This is a genomic window from Flavobacterium fructosi (assembly GCF_042787335.1).
GTDB classification, from domain to species: Bacteria; Bacteroidota; Bacteroidia; order Flavobacteriales; family Flavobacteriaceae; genus Flavobacterium; species Flavobacterium fructosi.
On sequence record NZ_JBHZQA010000012.1, the window covers coordinates 18,765 to 36,900 of the forward strand.

The window sequence follows — 18,136 nt, forward strand, 5'->3', positions numbered from 1 at the left end:
TTAGATAGAATTTATGAAATAAATTTTATAATAGAAGGGGGGTAAGATTAGGGGTAATTATTTTGGTATAAGATAGTATGTAATGATAGAATATAAAAAGAAAAACCCCAGTAAAACTGGGGCTTTAATAAATTTTAAAGTTGAAAAAAATCAACTTTTGTGACCTTGACTGGATTCAAACCAGTAACCTCTTGAGCCGTAATCAAGTGCGCTATTCAGTTGCGCCACAAGGCCTTTTTTTGCTATTAAAGGGCTTATTAAAGCGCCTTATTGCGGGTGCAAATATAGGGATAATTGTGTAATTTGCAAGTCTAAATTTATAAAAAAATAAAAAAATATACCACTTAAGAATTACATACTTGATATTCAGGGTTTTCTAATAGAAGGAATTTTGTTTAAACACATAACTCCTTTACTAATTGACCCCGAAGCAAGGAATAAATGCCTTGAAATATTGGTTTCAGCACTTAAAGATAAAAAAATAGAGTAGGTAATAGGAGTGGAGAGTCGGGGGTTTTTCTTTGAGATGCTTATCGCACAGGAATTAAATGTTGGTTTTATTCTGATTTGAAAGCCAAATAAACTGTCTTATGAAACTATTTCTGCAACGTATGATTTGGAATAAGGAAGGGATACTTTAGTAATTCACATCGATGCGATTCAAAAAGGAGACCGAATTCTGATTCATGATGATGTTTTAGCAACCGGAGGAACGGCAAAAGCGATATGTGAATTAGTGCAACGATTAGGCGGTCAAATAGTGCAGTGCAATCTCCTGATGGAATTAGCTTTCCTAAATGGAATTGCAAAAATGAAAGGGAATGAAATTTTTGCTGCGATTGCGTATTAATCTAATGCACGTGTGGTAACGTAATATCTAAAACCAATGATTGCCATTTGCCATTTCTTGGCTTTACCTATATCTAACCGCTGTTTGGTAAAACTAGGTAAAATGACTTTGTTGATTTTTGCCAGGATTTTATACATGATATTTTTTTTCAAATATATAAAAAAAAAGACGGTCTTAATTTAGACCTTCTTTTTCGTTTATTTATGGAAGCTGTTATTTTTCTTGGAATTCTTTTGTTTTAATTTCAATGATTCCATTTAGTGCTTTTTCTCCATATTTTTTTAACGCATTCTGTTTTGTGCTTTCGGGGCCATTTGATGGTTTTTGTACACCTACTGAAGTAATATCTTCAGGATTTAATTTCGCAAGTACATTATAATCACTTATTTTTCCATTGATAATGATAACAGCATTTTTATAGTCTACATTCTTATCATTTTGGATTCTTTTGATATTATCTTCTGGTTTAGACGTTCCAAAACTAATCTCCCAACCTTTGTTATCCTTTTTAACAGGGTCTACTTTTGGAGCTGTAGATTTAAAAGTTGGTGGTGTTGGTGGTGTTGGTGGCTCTGGTATTGTTTCTTTACCATCTAAATAGCTTTTAGTAATTATACGGATTGAATTCTTAGTCGAAGTACCATATTTTTGTACATTTACTGAGTTTATCTGGTTCGGATTCATGCTTTCGGCCTCTAGTGGGCTTACTTTTTTTCCGTCAATATAATATTCTGCATCCCCAGCAATGCCATTTTTTTCTGTCGTTATCTTTGTAATCGTATACGTATTTTTTGGTTTTTCAAGAATATTTAAACTATTTGGATCCACATTTTCTAATCCCAAATCCGTCGTTTGTATATCAGAATTAAATATACTTGTACTTTCTGCGATTTTACCTTTCGTTACAATTCGTACTATAGATTTGTTATTATCCTTAGTGACATTCATTGTGGTTATGTCATCTGGATTGGTTCTGTCTAATTCTTCTTTGCTCACTTTTTTTCCATCAATAAAAATTTCTGTATTTTGATCAATACCTTCATTTTTGGAATTACTGACTAATAACTCTTTAATTTTTTTAATACTGTCTTTTTCTTGTTGCATTTCTAAAGTAGCAATAACCGGATTTTTCGATTCCACTTTAATGGTTTCTTCTTTTGCTTTTTCCTGAGCAACTACATTTATCTGGAAAAGCATCACAAATGCCACTAAAGCAGGAAGTACTGTTACATATTTCCAGGAATTCGATTTTTTTGATTGATTTTTGTTTAACATAACGATTCGTTTTTTGATTAATGATTGATAAAAATGATTAGTAATGGCAACACAATTTTTGTATGTTGTTATTTTCAAAAGCGTGAACTGATACGCTTTTTTGTCGGATATTTTTTTTGTAGCTTCGCTGTCAGCAATGAATTCCAAGTTTTGTATGATTGCTTTTTTGCATAACCAAATGAACGGATTAAACCAAAAAAGGATACAAAATAGTCTTGAAATCAATACATCAACAGTATGATTTTGCTCACTGTGAACTTTTTCGTGTTCCAAAATATTTTCTAATTCAAGGGTGCTGTATAAAGAAGAATTATAAACAATAGTTTTAAAAAAAGAGAAAGGAGCGAGGTTTTCTTGTACGTCTATAAATTTAAAATCATCTTGACGGTTTATTGTTTTTCCTTTGAGTACTTTTTGTAAATTGTAGAAATCAAAACCAAATTTAGTTAATAAATACAATGTTCCAATACCGTACATTATTGCTAATCCCAGATAAAAATATTCTTCCGTATGATCTTCATCAACAATTGTGTTTATGGGCAATGATGACCAATCATAATTTACAGGAGTAGGTTCTACCCAGATTATTTTCGTATAAAATACTATTGGCAAAACAACTGAAGTAAATAAACCCAATAATAGAAACCAACGATTGCTCGTAAAAAAGGTTTCTTTTCGCAACATAAAATGATAAGCTAAATAAAACAGAGCAATTAATCCACTGGATTTGATAAGATAAATATAGAATGCTTCCATAATTAATGTTGTTACTGTAAAGTTTATATTTCCTCTTTTTGACTTTCAATCATTGCCAAAATCTCACGCAATTCTGTTGCAGAAATTTTTTCTTCTTTGGCAAAAAAAGACACCATATTTTTATAGGAACTATTGAAATAATTATCAATTGCTGCGTTCATGAAGCGTTTTCTGTAGTCTTCAATACTTACTATTGGGAAGTACTGATGCGTGTTTCCAAAGGCATTGTGTGACACAAATCCTTTTTCTTCTAAGTTGCGTACAATGGTGGAAAGTGTGTTGTAATGAGGTTGGTCTTCACTGATTTCTGCCATAACTTCTTTTACGAATGCTTTTTTTAGCTTCCATAAAATGTGCATGATTTCTTCTTCTTTATTGGTTAACTTTTGCATGATTTTTTTATTTAAATCAAACGTACAACTATATTTATAGTTTACAAACTGTTTTTATAGTTATTTAACTAATTTTTTAGTTTTTATATGTTTTGACTTCTAAATTAAGGATTCACGTTGCTGGTTTTTTATTGTTTAGGGAGTTAATTTGGAATGATAGAAGCTCTTTGTTTCAGATGTGTTGTTTTGAAAACGAGGTGATGGATAGGAGCAAGCTACCAAAGTAGCGTGTATATCCCGAAAGTTCGGGACGACCGCCTTGATAAAAGGGGCAGTATAAGCAACTAGATAGTATGCCCCTTTTATCAAGGCGGTCACGCCCACAGTATTAAAGTAGGATTATTTTTGTTCTATTTGAACGAGTTTCTGCAGCCAAATACAACCTAACACAGAAAGAAGTCCTAAGGTACCCATGAAAAACCAGTTGGTTTGGTAACCAAAATGTCCAATGAGTTCCAGTCCAGTCTTGGAACTCGCAATATGCGCTAAACTAAAACTCATGGTAAACAAAGCCATGTAGCGTCCTTCATGTCCTTTTGGAGCTCTGCTTAAAGCAAAAGAATTAGAGAAAGGAAAGATGAACATTTCCCCAAAAGTGATTATAATGATGCTGATTACTAAAATTCCCGCCCAAGTGTTGATCAAAAGGAGATAAAAACTAATGGACATCAGAACGCATCCCCAAAGGATAATTTTGAGTTTTTTGATGCCTTTTCTTTGGCTGAAACTAACAATTGGCATTTCCAAAAAGAAAATTAATAATCCGTTCAAGGATAGTAACAGTCCGCTTTGAAATTCGGTCAAGCCAAATTTCTCATTGTGATACAAGGGTAAAGTAGTGAAAAGTTGGAAGAATAACATCGCTGTTGCAAAACATACAAATAGGAATATCCAAAATATTTTGTCTTTGAAAACGGAAGCTGGGATTTCGGTTTCACTGTTAATTGTATTTAAATCAACAGGTTTTTTGCGTTCTTTTACCAATAATGCAAAAATTAAAATGGAAACGATACAAGAACTTCCATCGACCCAAAAAAGGCCACTGTACCCTAAATTCATGATGATTAAACCTCCCAAAGCAGGTCCGGCAGTAAAACCCAAATTAACCGCTAGTCGAACTAAAGTCAAAGCTCTGGTGCGATTTTCAGGCTTGGCATACGTGCCTAGTGAAACGAACATGGCGGGACGAAACATATCGGCCACGGTCATGATAACAAACATTCCAATACACAATCCCCAAAAAGTGCGGATGTATTGCACTAAGAATAATAGGATTCCGCTGGTAAATAAACTGAAAACCATGATTTTATAAAAACCAATTTTATCTGATAATTTACCGCCAAGCCAAGAACCCAGCATGGACCCAAAACCAAAAGCGACCATAATCCATCCTACTTGTGCGTAGGAAAATTGTAAATCTTCTTTCAAATATTTAGATAAAAAGGGCAAAACCATCGTTCCGGCGCGATTGATAAAAGTAATCAAGGTAAGAATCCATACTTCTCTTGTGAATCCTCTAAAATTATTAATGTAGCGTTGGAAAGCGGTTTGGATCATATATAAAGTTCTAATTTTACAAAGGTAGAAAACTTTGTACCGATGCGTCTTTGTAGCATTGTAACTTTTAAACTATTTTTGCTTAAAATTATAAAAATGAGAATGCTATTCGCTTTAGTTTTTTTAGTGCAGTTTAATTTTGGCTTTAGCCAAGACAAATTCGATATTTCGGCTGTTGCCAAATTTCAAAAGGTAATCAACTCGGAATATGCTGATGCTAAGACAAGCCCCTTGTCTGCGGAAGATTTAGCGGTATTCAAAACGTTAGATTTTTACCCTGTAAATGAGAAGTTCTTTGTGACCGCAAAATTTGTTAGAACAGAAAATGAAAAACCATTTGAAATGAAGACCACTGGGGAAAGAAAACCAATGTATATCAAATATGGTGAAGCTTATTTTGTTTTAGAGGGAAAAGATTTTAAATTGAATATTTACAAAAATATTGAACTTTCAAAGAAAAAGGAATATGAAGACTATTTGTTTTTACCGTTTTCAGATTTGACTTGTGGAAATGAAAGCTATATAGGCGGAAAATACATCGATATAAAAGTGCCTCAAGGCGAATCGATGGTTATTGATTTTAATACTTCGTATAATCCGTATTGTGCTTATAGTCACAAATATTCCTGTCCAAAAGCACCTTTGGAAAACGATTTAAATATCGAAATAAAAGCAGGAGTTAAAAAATTTCACAACTAATGCAGTTCTTTAATTTACATACCCATAAGTTTACCAATCAACCTGATGTCTTAGAGTTAGTCAATCAATATCCATGGGAATTTGATGAAACGATTCCATTTTATTCCATTGGAATTCATCCTTGGTTTATTGTTGAAGAGCGTCTTGAAAATGATTTTGCGATAATCGAAAGTAAACTGCAGGAACCGAGTTGTCTGGCTATGGGAGAATGCGGACTGGACAAACGAATAGAAGTTCCCATCGAATTACAACAGTTTGTTTTCGAAAAGCAATTGCTTTTGGCACAGAAATATCAAAAACCCGTTGTGATTCATTGTGTTGCCGCTTTTCAGGAATTAATCGAAACTGTGAAAAAATTAAATATTACGGTTCCAATATTAATTCATGGATTTTCCAAAAGTGAACAGCTAGCGAAACAGTTATTGGAAAACGGATTTTATATTTCTTTTGGGAAATATTTATTGCAATCCCGAAGTTTCGGGACTGAACTGGAATTGGTTTTTAAAAACATGCCGAATGGTCGATTTTTCTTAGAGACGGATACAGTTGAAGAAGGAATCGAAACTGTTTATGAATTGGCAGCAAAATACAAAGGTGTTTCGGTGGAAGAAATGCAGAATCTGGTGAATGATAATTTTTCAAATGTTTTTAAAATCAAATTTTTAAAATAAATAACATATTTCAATGTTGAAGTTTTAGACTTTAGACATTAATACTTTAAACAAAAAAACAATGGCAGAGTGGACAGAAAGAGCCGAACTTTTATTTAAAAAAGAAGGTTTAAATAAATTGCAAAATGCAAATGTACTAGTCGTAGGACTTGGTGGTGTGGGATCTTTTGCGGCTGAATTTTTGGCGAGAGCAGGAGTGGGGAAAATGACAATTGTAGATGGAGATGTAGTTGATATTACCAATATAAACCGACAATTACCAGCTTTGCATTCTACGGTAGGACAACCTAAAGTTACGATTGTGGGCGATCGATTAATGGATATTAATCCAGAATTAAAATTGACTCGGGTGCAGGAATTTCTTTCGCCCGAGCGTGCTTTTGAAATTATTTCGGAGGAATTTGATTATGTTTTGGATTGTATTGACAGTGTGACTCCAAAATTGAATTTGATTATTGCAGCCAAAAGAAAAAGAGTGAAAATCATAAGTAGCATGGGAGCTGGCGGTAAGATGGAAGCTTCTAAAGTAAAAGTAACTGACATTACTAATACTGTCAATTGTTTCTTTGCGAAAACAATCCGAAGACGTTTAAAAGAATTTAAAATTGATAAATTAAAAGTGGTATTTTCTTCTGAAATTCAGGATGAATCCAGTTTAAAAATGACTGATGGTTCCAATTTTAAAAAATCGTTTTATGGAACGAACAGCTATATGCCGGGATTATTTGGTTTGTATGCTGCGGAAACGGTGATTCGGTATTTACTTAAAAAAGAGTAGTTTTTAAGGTTTTAATCACGGTGTTTTACTTGGATTCCTAGAAAGGAATCTTCCTAAATTAACGAATCTGATAATCTAACAAGTCTAAAAATATAAAAAATGATACAAACAGTAATTTTCGACATGGATGGTGTAATTGTCGACACAGAACCAGTGCACCGTTATGCTTATTTCAAACAATTTGAAGAATTAAATATCGCTGTTACGGAAGAAATGTATACCTCATTTACAGGATTTTCAACAAGAAATACATTCCAGACTCTGAAGGAATTTTTTCAATTGAATCATGATGTTGAGGATTTAATTCAAAGAAAAAGAAACATATTTAATGATGCTTTTGATAGTAAAGAAGATTTAGAATTACTGGAAGGCGTTGAAAACTTAATCAAAGAATTACACGAAAATGGAATGCAATTGATATTGGCTTCTTCTGCTTCGAAAGTTACCATCGAGCGTGTTTTTACTCGCTTTGGGTTGCATCAATATTTTACGCATGTGGTTAGTGGTGAAGATTTTCCTAAATCAAAACCACATCCTGCCATTTTTGAGCATGCAGCGAGTTTATCGATTGTCCCGAAAGAAAACTGTATTGTAATTGAAGACAGTACTAACGGAGTTAAAGCTTCAAAAGCAGCCGGGATTTTCTGTTTGGGTTATAACAGTATTCATTCAAAAGGCCAAGATTTATCAGAAGCAGATTTAGTAATTAATCATTTTAATGAGTTAGGTTTTAATGATGTTAGAAATATTGACTCCAAATTAAGGAATATTTAACATTTAGGAATTACTGAATTTGTAAATTTGAAAAAGATAAAAATAAAAATCATGAAAAATATTCTAATTGCATTTGCGATCATTATTGCAAGTTTTACCATTGAGGCACAGGTGAAAACACCTCAAGCAAGTCCTCGAGCTATAATCAATCAAACAGTTGGTTTAACCCAAGTTGAAATTAATTATTCCAGACCAAGTGCCAGAGGAAGAGCTGTTTTTGGTAATTTAATCCCTTTTGGAAAAGTTTGGAGAACTGGAGCTAATGAAAATACCACAATATCATTTAGTGATGATGTAGTTATCGATGGAAAAACTTTAAAAAAAGGAAAATACGCGTTATATACGGTTCCTAAAATAGAAAGTTGGGACATAATATTTTATTCTACCACTGATAATTGGGGAAATCCAGAAGAATGGAACGAAGCCAACGTAGTATTGAGAACTACTGTAAAGGAAGAAACTTTGCCAAAACCAGTTGAAACTTTTACTATTGGGATTAGTGGTTTAGATAATAATTTTGCCTACTTAGAAATGTATTGGGAAAGTTCTTATGTAGCTTTAAAATTTGATGTGCCTACTCAAAAAACAGCAATGGCAAGCATTGAAAAAGCATTAGCTGGGCCAACTGCTGGCGATTATTTTTCGGCAGCACAATTTCTATATCTATCTAATGGAGATAATGCTAAAGCATTAGTTCATGTAAATAAAGCGTTAGATATGAATCAGGAAAAACCCTTTTTTTACTATCGTTTAAAATCATTGATACAAGCGAAACTTGGGGATAAAAAAGGAGCTATTGAAACGGCAAAAAGTTCATTGGCTGCAGCTGAAAAGGCAAAAAACCAAGACTATGTAAAAATGAATAAAGAAAGTATAGCAGAGTGGAGTAAAAATTAATGCTTTATTTTTTAACTAAATAGAAATCCCGTCTCGTTAATTTCAAGACGGGATTTTCTATTTTAAATGATTAATTTATAAAAGTTCGCATAGTTAGTTATGCTACTGCTTTTTCTTTTCTAAAAATAGTCGATTGTAATACTGACGATATTATAATTGTCAGCATTGCTCCAATGAAATTCAACCATAGATAGCCTAGTTTTTCTTCTCCGCTAGGGAAAATATAAATGGCATAATAGTATATAATGAAAATTGTAATTTGGCTAAATACGGCACTATAAAATATAGCTTTGGACTGTACCTGTTTTATATAAAATCCCACAAGAAAAATTCCAAGAACTGTACCGTAAAAAATAGATCCAATAATATTTACCAATTGAATCAGATTTTCGAATAAAGTGCCAATGCAAGCAAAAAGAATCGCTATGATACCCCAAAGCAATGTAAAAAACTTAGTAGCATTCAAATAATGTTTTTCTGATTTTTCTTCTTTCAAGTTGCGTTTGTAGATGTCAATTGCAGTGGTTGAAGCCAGCGCATTAAGTCCTGAAGCAGTTGAAGACATGGCCGCAGAAATGATTACTGCCAGTAATAATCCAATGAGTCCTTTAGGTAAATAATGTAAGATAAAATGGAAAAAAACATAATCTTTATCGTTCGTTTCACTACCACTGTCGGCTTTTAGAATAATCTCTTTAGCTCTGTCTCTTAAATCTTTTTCCTTATTAGATAAAGTAATTAATTCTTTTCGAAGAATTGGATTGTCATAATCTTGATTCAATTGATCAATATATAATAGATTAATTACTTTTTTATCTTCGGATAAATCATCCAATTTTTTTTCTAGTGCATGATATTCTCCTTTAAAGGCGGATTTCTCTACTATTATTTTATTGTTTGGATTAAAATTTAATGGAACAGGGTTGAATTGAAAAAAAACAAAAACCATAACGCCGGTAAGTAAAATAAAGAACTGCATTGGAACTTTTAAAAGTCCGTTCATGATCAATCCCATTTGGCTTTCCCGAACGGATCTTCCAGATAAATAGCGTCCAACTTGAGATTGATCAGTACCAAAATAAGCTAATGCTAAGAAAAAACCTCCCGTAATACCACTCCAAAAAGTATATTTTTCTTCTGGATCTGTTGAAAAACTAACAATATTCATTTTATCATTTGCACCAGCAATGTGCAAAGCGTTAGTAAAAGTCATATCATTGGGTAAGTAATGCAAAATCAGAAAAAACGTGATTAACATTCCAGACATGATAACAAACATTTGCTGTTTTTGAGTCACGTTTACCGCTTTTGTTCCACCGGAAAAGGTATATATGATGACCAATACACCAATAATAATGTTCATAATAGTAAGATTCCATCCTAACAATGCCGATAAAATAATGGCTGGTGCATAAATGGTAAGTCCAGTTCCTAATCCTCGTTGAAATAGAAAAAGTATTGCGGCCAGAGAGCGGGTTTTAAGATCAAACCTTTTTTCAAGGTATTCATAAGCGGTATATACTTTGAATTTATGGTAAATCGGGATAAAAGTCACACAGATAACGACCATAGCAATAGGCAGTCCAAAATAGAATTGTACAAATCCCATTCCGTCATGATAGGCCTGCCCCGGTGTAGATAAAAAAGTGATAGCGCTTGCCTGCGTGGCCATAACCGAAAGTCCGACAACATGCCAAGGGGTTTCGTTGCTGCCAAGAATAAAATCTTCTACATTTTTACTTCCTTTGGTTTTCCAAGCGCCATAAATAACAATAAATAGTAGTGTGACTATAAGTACAATCCAATCAAATAGTTGCATAAGTTAAGAGTATAAGTGCATTATTAGATAAAAAATCAAAATATAAATGGCGTTGACTACAAGAACACAAGTGTAGTTTTTTTTCCAGGTTTTTATTTTTTTTGTTTCCATTTTTTAAGATGTTAGGGCTTAATACTTTGAGCAGAAATTTTCACGTTGGCTTTCAATGAAATCATGTTGGATAATAATCTAAAAGCGCCTGATACTCCTTCCGGTAATTCTCTAAAAAGACTTAAACCGGTATAAATATAATATCCTTTTCCATAAGGAGCGACTAATAAGGCGCCATTTTTAGGCGTTTCTCCTTTGTCATTGGATGATAAAATAGGAGTAAAGGTTTTATCAAATTCATTAGGATAATACAATCCTTGTTCCTGTTTCCATCCTTCAAAATCCTTAGCTGTGATTTTATTTGGGAAATTCAGTATAGGATGATTAGGCGCTAAGAAACGAACTTCTGCATTTTCCTCTGTTACCCTGTCACCAGAAATTTTCAGGGTGTTAGGCGCTATGTTTTTAGTTACAAGATCATTAGGGTTGTTATATTGTACAATCATTGTTTTTCCTTCTCTGATAAAATCAAAAAGTATCGATTGTTTATTTGCTAATTCTTGTACCGTATTATAAGCTCTAATTCCAGTCATGACAACATCTAGATTCGCAAGTTTTTCAAGAGTTATTTCTTCGGGTTTTAATATTGTTACTTTATACCCCATTTGAGATAAACTTTTAGGGACTTCATCTCCTGCTCCCATGATATAACCAATTCTTTCTTCATTAGTTTTTAAATCCAGTTTGATGAATTTTGCTTCAGCAGGTTTCAATACTTGTTGCTTCGTAATGTGACTGTAATTAATACTGATTTGGTCTTTATCGTATCGCTTGTTATCAACAACGGCAATGCTTTTGGCTACAGCTTCACCAATCTGATTAGGTGGCGTTACTTGAAAATAAACGATTTGTTCGGTTCCTTTTTTATCTAAATTAAAAGGAATTGATTTTGGTAAAACAATCCAGTTATCAGGTAATTCGAGTATTAAATCTCCTTTTAAAGCTTCTTTTCCAGATTTTATTTTTACGGCTATTTCCTTATTTTTCCCGTTTTTAAAAAGAGAAACTTTATCAAGAATACTTGTAGTTACTTCAGGAACTATATCTAAATAATTATACATTTCGCCTTTTACATCATCATTGTATTTATAAACAACCGTTCTTTCAAAAGGAATTTCGATGTCATTAATTAAGACATTAAAAACTACGGTTACTTCTCTAATTATATCAGGAATTCCGATGTTTTTTTGTTCAGCAACTGTGTATATTCCCACTGTTTCTCGTTCCTTTAGCCAATACGGTTGCGTATATTCCAAGGTTGAAGGCAATTGTAAATCAAGGTTTAAGGATTTTAAAATATTACTATTTAAAACCACGTTTTGGGGAGTGCTTTTTTGTTCTGGCAAAGTGGTTACACTCCGTAATTGCATCGGAATTATACTTCTATTTATTGCTTCAAGCTTTAGTTTTATAGTACTCCCGGGAGTTGTTTCCTGATTTTGGGCTACTGCCTCTAGATACAAACCGGAACAAGAGGCAATAATTTCTTTTATTGCGGAAGATTTCAGACTTGCCCAATGTTTGTCTTCTAAAGATTGCATCATGGTGTAGGCTTTCGCCAAATTTGGAATGCTGGCCGAAGGATTGTTATAATCAAATTGAGAAGCGATGGCTGTCAATAATTTTCCAATAGGTTTCCCTCCTTTTACACGGTTCCAACTGGTATCAATCCCTTCAAAAATTGAAGCTTTGTTTTGAAGTGCTTCTCCATTTATAAACTCTAGATATTCGATGTCCTCACCTCGACTTCCCGTACTTCCAAAACCTTGAGACTGGTGCCTGCTTCGACTTAATGCGGCAATTTCCTGATTTGATTTACCGATGGTTGGATAATAAACACCGGTTTTTATCTCCGTTAAATTCGATTTATCTGCTGCATCAAATTTTTCCTTACTTCCATAAAACCACCATGAGGTGTTGAAAAATTGGCGCTTAGGTTGCCATGGCTCCACTAATTTTAATTGTTCCGGAAAAATACTTGGATTGTTTGCTAAATTAAAACTTTCTACACTTAGTAGTGCTGATGCTGTATGATGACCATGTGTCGTTCCCGATGAACGATGGTCAAATCGATTGATAATTACATCAGGCTGAAATTTTCTAATTGCCCATACAATATCAGAAAGTACTTTTTGTTTATCCCAAATTTCTAATGTTTCCCGCGGATTTTTAGAAAACCCAAAATCATTGGCACGTGAAAAAAACTGTTCGCCACCATCTATTTTTCTGGCCTCAATAAGTTCCTGTGTGCGAATTACTCCTAACAATTCCCGCAACTGCGAACCTATTAAATTTTGCCCACCATCACCACGAGTCAAAGATAAATAACCGGTTCTTGCTTTAGTCTCATTTGATAGATAGGAAATTAATCGGGTATTTTCATCATCAGGATGCGCTGCTATATAAAGTACCGATCCTAAAAAATTAAGTTTTTGAATTTGGATAAAAATTTCAACAGAATTCAATTTCTGAGGCTGTTGGGCAATTGCTATTTGAAAACAAAAAAGGAAAATTATAAAGATCTGTATATATTTATTTTGCATTTTTTAGAATTTAATTTGCAATAGCTTCAAATGTAGGAATTAATTAATTTTGTTTGAAATGTTTTTGATTTTGTTTGAAAAAAGAAATGGTATATAACAAAAAAGAAAGAACCAATAAAGGTTCTCTCTTTTTTTTTAGTTTAATCAGTAATTATTTAGTCTCTACCATGGCCACGTCCGTGTCCATTTCCATGACCGTTATTCCCGCGCCCTTCATTTCCATTATTCTCGCGTCCTTCATATTCACGATTGTCGTGTCTTTGATTTTCGTAGTTACCGCTATTTTCATATTCTCGACGGTCATTATTGCGGTACCCTATATTTCTTTGTTGTCTACCTTGATATCCTCTGTAATATTTAATTCTGTCATTTCGGTAGTTGTGGTAAGGTCTTGACCCGTGATAATCATTCAAGACAACTTTGTATCCACTATACAAATCATAATTTCTATATTGTCCTGGTAGATATCTAGATCGTATCCATCTTCCACCATTGAAATAAATAAACTGTGTAGCTCTGATGTCATAGTAGGCTTCAACATCAGGTAAATAATAATAGTCTACATCAGAATATCCTACGGGGCCCCATGCAGGAGCTGTTCCTATATTCAAACTGACGGAGATTTGCGCATGTATGGAACTTGAGACAAAAAGGATTATTCCTAAGGCGAGTAGTTTTAATGTTTTCATCTTTTCAGATATTTAATTAGTAAATCATTTAATATTAACTCTCGGCGTTAATACTTTTTCTGTAAATCCAAGAACTATGCCAATATATTTTAATTACCATTTATTTGGATAATTCTACTCATAAAAAAAGAGAGCTCCAAAATGGAGCTCTCTTTTAAAACATACTTTCTAGATATTAGAATTGGTATCTTAAACCTAAAGCTACATCAGAACCATAATTGTTTTTGTAATAAGTATTTGAACCAAATTCAGGTCTGAAATCCAAAGAGATTAATAACGGAATGTCAAAATTATATTCAATTCCTATATCTCCGGCTGCAAATGCAAAAACTCCATTGTCATAATTTCTGTTATCATAATAATCTCTATTATCGCTCCCTAAACCACCACCAATACCTGCGTACCAGTTGAATCCACCATCAATGTTCCAAACCCATTGATATAACGCAGCTATTTTGATAGCATTGTCATCATAACCATCCTTGTTGTAATTAGTTCTATTTCTCCAACCTAAATCTAATTCAAGTCTGTTGTTGCTTCCTAATGCTCTTTGGTAAGAAAGTTCCCCACCAAATCCATTATTATCTCCTAAACGAAGACCTAATGCATTTTTTGAAATATCTTGAGCCTGAGCAGTAAATGCTAATCCAACTAGCATAATTACTGATAAAATAATTTTTTTCATAAGTGATTTTTTGTTGTACAAAGATAGGTTTAAAGTCGTTGAGCCGATTTATAAAATTTTTGTTAATTGTTATATAATTCCCACTTTTAGAAATCTTTAAGTTTTTAATAACGCAAATTAAATTAAAATATTTTTATTTAGAAAATAGTATGGAAGATATTAATTGGTTGCTCAAAATATTCTCCATTTCAAGCAGGTTTTCTTCTTCGGGGTAGTTAGTTTCTGCATAATGATATAATTTCCATCTTTTTTTGTTGTATTCTAGAGCTGTTAAGTTTTCTACCCAATCTCCTGAATTTAAATACATAGTTGAGCCATTTTTGTTTTCTTTTAGCACCATTTTGGGCTCATGAATATGACCACAAATAACATAATCGTATTTTTTTTCAATGGCCAATTCGGTGGCTGTTTTTTCAAAATCTGAAATTTGTTTGACCACTTTTTTCACACCTACCTTTATTTTTTTAGAAAAAGAGTAAGGCTCTGTTCCTATTTTTAATAAACACCAATTAACAAATCTGTTCAGGAGTATTAAATAATCATATCCCATACCGCCTAATTTTGCAATCCATTTAGCCTGTTGAACGGAAGCGTCAAAAACATCTCCATGGAAAATCCAAGCTTTTTTGTCGTCTAAATCTAGTATTAATTTATCTGCCAAAGTAAAATTTCCCATGTTCATATCACTAAATTTTCGTAGCATTTCATCATGATTTCCTGTTATATAGTACACCTTAGTTCCTTTGGTCGCCAAGCTTATAATCTTTTGAATAATTTTTAAATGCGTTTTTGGAAAATAGGATTTCCTAAATTGCCAGATGTCTATAATATCGCCGTTTAGCACTAAAATTTTTGGCTTTATGGAAGACAGATAATTATAAAGCTCTTTAGCATGACTTCCGTAAGTTCCAAGATGTACATCAGAAATCACAACTACTTCAACTTTTCTTTTTTTCAATTGATTCTTTTTTGAATTTTAACAAATTAAGGATGTTAATATTACTTGAAATTTAATTAAAGATTAAGAAATGGAATTATGGATTACTATAAAGGCAATAATTATTAGAGGTTTCTTAAAAGTTTATCCCGAAATCTTGGGATAAACTTTTGAACTTTAAACTAAAATCATACATTTGTTCAAAACTAACTACAATGGCAGGAAATAGCTATGGAACCCTATTTAGAATTACAACTTTTGGAGAATCACATGGAGAAGCTTTAGGCGGAATAATAGACGGTTGTCCTTCTGGAATAACAATTGATCTTGAAGCAGTACAACTGGAAATGTCTAGACGTAAGCCTGGTCAATCAGCAATTGTTACCCAAAGAAAAGAACCAGATGATGTACAATTTTTATCGGGAATTTTTGAAGGGAAAACGACTGGAACACCTATCGGTTTCATTATCCCGAATACCAATCAAAAATCAGACGATTACTCTCATATAAAAGATAATTACAGACCAAGTCATGCCGATTATGTGTATGAAAAAAAATATGGTGTTCGTGATTATCGTGGCGGAGGACGCAGTTCTGCACGTGAAACAGCCAGTCGAGTTGTTGCTGGTGCTATAGCAAAACAAATGTTACCTGAAATAAAATTTAATGCTTACGTTTCTTCTGTAGGTCCTATATTTTTAGAAAAACCATACCAAGAATTGGATTTTTCTAAAACGGAGAATAATCCGGTTCGTTGTCCAGACGAAGCCATGGCGATCGAAATGGAAGATTATATTCGTGACATACGTAAACAAGGAGATACCGTGGGAGGAACGGTATCTTGTGTAATTCAGAATGTGCCTATTGGTTTAGGAGAACCTGTTTTTGATAAACTTCATGCTGAGTTGGGTAAAGCCATGCTTTCTATAAATGCCGTAAAAGGATTTGAGTTTGGAAGCGGATTTAAAGGTGTTAAAATGAAAGGTAGCGAGCACAACGATTTGTACAATCCTGACGGAACCACTAAAACTAACCTTTCAGGCGGAATTCAAGGCGGTATCAGTAACGGAATGGATATTTATTTCCGTGTCGCTTTCAAGCCTGTTGCAACGATAATGCAAAAACAAGAATCACTGGATAATCAAGGTAATATTACTGAAATGACCGGTAAAGGACGTCATGATCCTTGTGTTGTTCCTCGTGCTGTTCCTATTGTTGAAGCCATGGCAGCGATTGTTCTTGCAGATTTTTATTTAATAAACAAAACCTATTTAAAATAGCAATGCATACTCAGGATTTTGACGAGCTAAATCCTGAACCATAACCTTGAAATCAATTTGTCACATTAATGAATACAACTACAACTAAGAAACCATCATTTTTTAAAGGCTTAACAGGTCAAATTCTAATAGCAATGCTTTTCGGGGCTGTTTTAGGAATTATAATTCATAATTCAACAGATGCCGCCACAGCCCAATCCTTTAGTGGCAAAATAAAGATGTTGGCGACCGTTTTTATTCGATTGGTTCAAATGATTATATCTCCATTAGTTTTTACGACATTGGTTGTTGGAATTGCAAAATTAGGGGATATTAAAGCGGTAGGAAGAATTGGCGGTAAAGCATTAGGATGGTTCTTTACAGCTTCATTCATTTCTTTGTTATTAGGGATGTTTTTTGTGAATATATTAAAACCAGGAGTTGGACTTAATTTATCGAATATTGATTTAGCATCAGCTACAGAAGTTACCGCTAAAACACAAAGTTTGACCTTCGAAAATTTTATTGAGCATATTGTACCGAAAAGTATTTTTGAAGCAATGGCAACTAATGAAATTTTACAGATTGTAATTTTTTCTATTTTCTTTGGTTTGGCTGCAGCTGCATTAGGAGAATATGTAAAGCCAGTTATAAATGGTTTGGATAAAACCTCGCATATCGTTTTAAAAATGGTAAACTATGTAATGAAATTTGCTCCAATAGGTGTTTTTGGTGCTATTTCGGGTGTATTTGCAGTACGAGATTTTCAGGAATTAGCGATTACTTATTTTAAATTTTTTGGATCTTTTTTAATCGGAATTTCGTCTTTATGGGTTGTTTTAATACTTGTAGGGTATATTTTCCTAAAGAGTAGAATGACTATTTTGCTTAAACGTATTGTAAGTCCATTAATCATAGCGTTTGGTACAACTAGTAGCGAAGCTGTTTTTCCAAAGCTTACAGAAGAATTGGAACGTTTTGGGGTTAAAGATAGAATCGTTTCTTTTATGTTACCGCTTGGTTATTCTTTCAATTTAGATGGCAGTATGATGTATATGACATTTGCCAGTATTTTTATTGCACAGGCGTACGGAATTGATTTAGATTTAGGGACACAAATGACCATGTTATTAGTATTAATGCTTACCAGTAAGGGTATTGCCGGTGTACCAAGAGCTAGTTTAGTTGTTGTTGCCGCTACTTGTGGTATGTTTAAAATTCCAATAGAAGGAATTGCACTTATTTTACCTATAGATCATTTTTGTGATATGTTTCGTAGTGCTACTAATGTTTTAGGAAATGCATTAGCCACTTCAGTTGTAGGACAATGGGAAGCGGGAGATGAAATTGAAACGGCACTAACTGATACAATTTAAAAATAAAAATAGTAGTCTTATATAACCCATTTGTTTTTCAAATGGGTTTTTTTTGAAAATAATTTTTT

Annotated in this window: 16 protein-coding genes, 1 tRNA gene and 1 pseudogene; 8 read left to right on the forward strand and 10 right to left on the reverse strand. The window is 33.2% G+C overall.

All coding sequences use genetic code 11. The features are described from left to right. Nucleotides 1-160: 160 nt before the first annotated feature. Nucleotides 161-234, reverse strand: a tRNA-Arg gene (locus tag ACFX5D_RS14700). A 103-nt stretch (nt 235-337) separates the two neighbouring features. On the opposite strand from ACFX5D_RS14700, the pseudogene ACFX5D_RS14705 reads away from it, so the two are divergent. After that, nucleotides 338-850 (forward strand): annotated as a pseudogene (locus ACFX5D_RS14705) (adenine phosphoribosyltransferase). Here the strand turns inward: ACFX5D_RS14705 and ACFX5D_RS14710 are convergent. The 4 genes from ACFX5D_RS14710 to ACFX5D_RS14725 all read right to left on the reverse strand — a co-directional run bounded on the left by ACFX5D_RS14710 (nt 847) and on the right by ACFX5D_RS14725 (nt 4,830). Continuing rightward, on the reverse strand, nt 847-987 hold the full coding sequence (locus ACFX5D_RS14710; RefSeq protein WP_379858964.1) for an SsrA-binding protein: 141 nt from the start codon (nt 985-987) through the stop codon (nt 847-849). The pseudogene ACFX5D_RS14705 and the gene ACFX5D_RS14710 sit on opposite strands and share 4 nt — an antisense overlap. A 76-nt stretch (nt 988-1,063) precedes the next feature. After that, on the reverse strand, nt 1,064-2,881 hold the full coding sequence (locus tag ACFX5D_RS14715; RefSeq protein WP_379858965.1) for a M56 family metallopeptidase: 1,818 nt from the start codon (nt 2,879-2,881) through the stop codon (nt 1,064-1,066). A 23-nt stretch (nt 2,882-2,904) separates the two neighbouring features. Beyond that, complete coding sequence (locus tag ACFX5D_RS14720) at nt 2,905-3,273, reverse strand: BlaI/MecI/CopY family transcriptional regulator (protein ID WP_379858966.1); 369 nt, start codon at nt 3,271-3,273, stop codon at nt 2,905-2,907. A gap of 339 nt (nt 3,274-3,612) precedes the next feature. Further along, the gene (locus ACFX5D_RS14725) at nt 3,613-4,830 is read right to left on the reverse strand and encodes an MFS transporter (protein WP_379858967.1); all 1,218 of its coding nucleotides are present in this window, start codon (nt 4,828-4,830) and stop codon (nt 3,613-3,615) included. 96 nt (nt 4,831-4,926) lie between these two features. Between ACFX5D_RS14725 and ACFX5D_RS14730 the strand changes: the two genes are divergently transcribed. The 5 genes from ACFX5D_RS14730 (at nt 4,927) to ACFX5D_RS14750 (ending at nt 8,649) form a co-directional block, all read left to right on the forward strand. After that, nucleotides 4,927-5,529, forward strand: a complete 603-nt coding sequence (locus ACFX5D_RS14730) for a DUF1684 domain-containing protein (protein ID WP_379858968.1) — start codon at nt 4,927-4,929, stop codon at nt 5,527-5,529. Further along, complete coding sequence (locus tag ACFX5D_RS14735) at nt 5,529-6,200, forward strand: TatD family hydrolase (protein WP_379858969.1); 672 nt, start codon at nt 5,529-5,531, stop codon at nt 6,198-6,200. Before ACFX5D_RS14730 ends, ACFX5D_RS14735 begins: the two co-directional genes overlap by 1 nt. A gap of 61 nt (nt 6,201-6,261) precedes the next feature. Beyond that, entirely contained in the window at nt 6,262-6,978 is a 717-nt protein-coding gene (locus tag ACFX5D_RS14740; RefSeq protein ID WP_379858970.1) for a tRNA threonylcarbamoyladenosine dehydratase, read from the forward strand. A 99-nt stretch (nt 6,979-7,077) separates the two neighbouring features. Then, nucleotides 7,078-7,752, forward strand: coding sequence for an HAD family hydrolase (locus ACFX5D_RS14745; RefSeq protein WP_379858971.1), 675 nt, complete (start codon nt 7,078-7,080; stop codon nt 7,750-7,752). A gap of 51 nt (nt 7,753-7,803) precedes the next feature. Next, the gene (locus tag ACFX5D_RS14750; protein WP_379858972.1) at nt 7,804-8,649 is read left to right on the forward strand and encodes a DUF2911 domain-containing protein; all 846 of its coding nucleotides are present in this window, start codon (nt 7,804-7,806) and stop codon (nt 8,647-8,649) included. A 97-nt stretch (nt 8,650-8,746) separates the two neighbouring features. Here ACFX5D_RS14750 and ACFX5D_RS14755 read toward each other — a convergent pair whose 3' ends face one another. The 5 genes from ACFX5D_RS14755 to ACFX5D_RS14775 form a co-directional block, all read right to left on the reverse strand. Continuing rightward, nucleotides 8,747-10,468 carry a sodium:solute symporter family protein gene (locus ACFX5D_RS14755; protein ID WP_379858973.1) on the reverse strand — a complete coding sequence of 574 codons (1,722 nt, stop codon included), beginning with the start codon at nt 10,466-10,468 and terminating at the stop codon, nt 8,747-8,749. 122 nt (nt 10,469-10,590) lie between these two features. Then, nucleotides 10,591-13,122, reverse strand: a complete 2,532-nt coding sequence (locus ACFX5D_RS14760; RefSeq protein WP_379858974.1) for a PIG-L family deacetylase — start codon at nt 13,120-13,122, stop codon at nt 10,591-10,593. 155 nt (nt 13,123-13,277) lie between these two features. Next, nucleotides 13,278-13,811, reverse strand: coding sequence for a hypothetical protein (locus ACFX5D_RS14765; protein ID WP_379858975.1), 534 nt, complete (start codon nt 13,809-13,811; stop codon nt 13,278-13,280). Nucleotides 13,812-13,986: 175 nt separating this feature from the next. Next, a complete protein-coding gene (locus ACFX5D_RS14770; RefSeq protein ID WP_379858976.1) occupies nt 13,987-14,496 on the reverse strand; it encodes a hypothetical protein in 510 nt (169 codons plus the stop codon). Between the two features lie 133 nt (nt 14,497-14,629). Next, the gene (locus ACFX5D_RS14775; protein WP_379858977.1) at nt 14,630-15,454 is read right to left on the reverse strand and encodes a UDP-2,3-diacylglucosamine diphosphatase; all 825 of its coding nucleotides are present in this window, start codon (nt 15,452-15,454) and stop codon (nt 14,630-14,632) included. A 194-nt stretch (nt 15,455-15,648) separates the two neighbouring features. Here ACFX5D_RS14775 and aroC point away from each other — a divergent pair, with 194 nt between their 5' ends. Continuing rightward, entirely contained in the window at nt 15,649-16,713 is a 1,065-nt protein-coding gene (gene aroC, locus ACFX5D_RS14780) for a chorismate synthase (protein WP_379858978.1), read from the forward strand. Nucleotides 16,714-16,781: 68 nt separating this feature from the next. Next, entirely contained in the window at nt 16,782-18,068 is a 1,287-nt protein-coding gene (locus tag ACFX5D_RS14785) for a dicarboxylate/amino acid:cation symporter (protein WP_379858979.1), read from the forward strand. The last annotated feature ends 68 nt before the right edge of the window (nt 18,069-18,136 follow it).

What these genes read in the sequence shown, in the direction of transcription:
- ACFX5D_RS14710 (WP_379858964.1), bottom strand. Translation starts at nt 987, where the DNA reads ATGTATAAAATCCTGGCAAAAATCAACAAAGTCATTTTACCTAGTTTT.
- ACFX5D_RS14715 (WP_379858965.1), bottom strand. Translation starts at nt 2,881, where the DNA reads ATGGAAGCATTCTATATTTATCTTATCAAATCCAGTGGATTAATTGCT.
- ACFX5D_RS14720 (WP_379858966.1), bottom strand. Translation starts at nt 3,273, where the DNA reads ATGCAAAAGTTAACCAATAAAGAAGAAGAAATCATGCACATTTTATGG.
- ACFX5D_RS14725 (WP_379858967.1), bottom strand. Translation starts at nt 4,830, where the DNA reads ATGATCCAAACCGCTTTCCAACGCTACATTAATAATTTTAGAGGATTC.
- ACFX5D_RS14730 (WP_379858968.1), top strand. Translation starts at nt 4,927, where the DNA reads ATGAGAATGCTATTCGCTTTAGTTTTTTTAGTGCAGTTTAATTTTGGC.
- ACFX5D_RS14735 (WP_379858969.1), top strand. Translation starts at nt 5,529, where the DNA reads ATGCAGTTCTTTAATTTACATACCCATAAGTTTACCAATCAACCTGAT.
- ACFX5D_RS14740 (WP_379858970.1), top strand. Translation starts at nt 6,262, where the DNA reads ATGGCAGAGTGGACAGAAAGAGCCGAACTTTTATTTAAAAAAGAAGGT.
- ACFX5D_RS14745 (WP_379858971.1), top strand. Translation starts at nt 7,078, where the DNA reads ATGATACAAACAGTAATTTTCGACATGGATGGTGTAATTGTCGACACA.
- ACFX5D_RS14750 (WP_379858972.1), top strand. Translation starts at nt 7,804, where the DNA reads ATGAAAAATATTCTAATTGCATTTGCGATCATTATTGCAAGTTTTACC.
- ACFX5D_RS14755 (WP_379858973.1), bottom strand. Translation starts at nt 10,468, where the DNA reads ATGCAACTATTTGATTGGATTGTACTTATAGTCACACTACTATTTATT.
- ACFX5D_RS14760 (WP_379858974.1), bottom strand. Translation starts at nt 13,122, where the DNA reads ATGCAAAATAAATATATACAGATCTTTATAATTTTCCTTTTTTGTTTT.
- ACFX5D_RS14765 (WP_379858975.1), bottom strand. Translation starts at nt 13,811, where the DNA reads ATGAAAACATTAAAACTACTCGCCTTAGGAATAATCCTTTTTGTCTCA.
- ACFX5D_RS14770 (WP_379858976.1), bottom strand. Translation starts at nt 14,496, where the DNA reads ATGAAAAAAATTATTTTATCAGTAATTATGCTAGTTGGATTAGCATTT.
- aroC (WP_379858978.1), top strand. Translation starts at nt 15,649, where the DNA reads ATGGCAGGAAATAGCTATGGAACCCTATTTAGAATTACAACTTTTGGA.
- ACFX5D_RS14785 (WP_379858979.1), top strand. Translation starts at nt 16,782, where the DNA reads ATGAATACAACTACAACTAAGAAACCATCATTTTTTAAAGGCTTAACA.